The organism is Paenarthrobacter sp. CM16, assembly GCF_013179505.1.
Lineage (GTDB): Bacteria > Actinomycetota > Actinomycetes > Actinomycetales > Micrococcaceae > Arthrobacter.
Genome location: NZ_JABMCX010000556.1, coordinates 1 through 1,149, shown reverse-complemented (window position 1 = coordinate 1,149; position 1,149 = coordinate 1). Strand labels below are relative to the sequence as shown.

1 pseudogene is annotated in these 1,149 nt (G+C 64.2%); it reads left to right on the top strand.

Annotated elements, in window-relative coordinates:
- Nucleotides 1-1,149: pseudogene (locus HP499_RS24440) on the top strand (hypothetical protein); the annotation flags it as partial.

Genomic DNA, 1,149 nt, shown 5'->3' with positions numbered 1-1,149 from the left:
CCGCAGTGATTTGCTGTGGCGTGCAGTCCCTGGGAGTTGCCTTTGGGGGAGAGAGCCTGAAGCTGCGGTACTGGTGGAACGACGCCGTCTCCTGTCTGGGCCTGCAGTTGGCCACGGCTGCCGTCCTCACCGTGGTGTTGGCTCTCGGGACTTATGATTTGCCTGCCTATGTTCCGCTCGTTGTAACCATGGCGACGGCCATGGTGGTGGGGTGGAAACTGGGCAACGGAACTGAGTTTGCTCCCGGAGTGGTTCTCGCTGTGACGTTACCGTTCATGGGCCTGCTGGGCGCTTGGCCGGTAGCGGGGCTTCTGGCCGCGGCCGCCTTGTATTGGTCGTTGCGGGCGGCCGTTCATCCGGTGGCCTTCCAAGCTGTGTTGGTCCTTGCAGCACGAATTGCCGCCACGGCAGCGGTGCCTGCCGCCGCGGCCGGTGCCTTTGCGGAGAGCCCGGACAGGTTCGCTATTTCAGTGGTTGCACTCGTGGCTGCGGCTGCAGCGCAACAACTGGTCAGCGCATGGCTCACGCGTGCGGGAGTCCGCCTGCTCGCTCCGTCGGTGACCATTGCCGGATTCGGCGGGCTTGCTGTGGCAGGCATGCTCGTCCTGCCATTGGTGGACCGCGCTGCCGGGCATCCCTTCGTGGCAACGGCAGTGTTGCTGGTGTTGCTGACGGGCGTAGCCTCGGGCGCCTTGACGTTCCCGGCCACCCGGCACAATTGGGCTGCAGGTGTGCCGTGGCGTCCTACCTTGGGTGAAGTTCTTGCCCCAGCCATGGGCATCGTCGCCGGAGTGGTGGCATTTGCTGCCGTTTCGTTGGCATTGGGAAATGTGGTTCTCCTGGTGGGGGTGGCTTACTTTGCGATAACCGCGCTCCGGATTCCGCTTTCCTTCCACCGTCAAAGTTATTGGTGGCTGGCACGTGCGGCCGGCACCATCCTGGCAGGTTCGGCCTACTTTGACGCAGTACGGAATGGCTGGAGCTTCAGCCTGGCCGGCGAAGTTCCCACGGTGGCGCTGGTGATTGCTGCGGCGGCAGCCCTGCAATTGGTTCTGCCCCTGCAGAAAAACAGCAGGCGACGCTTTCCGCACGCTTCCGTGGCAGATGCCGCGGCGGTGGCAGCCGTGATGGCCGGCGCGGCCATGATTC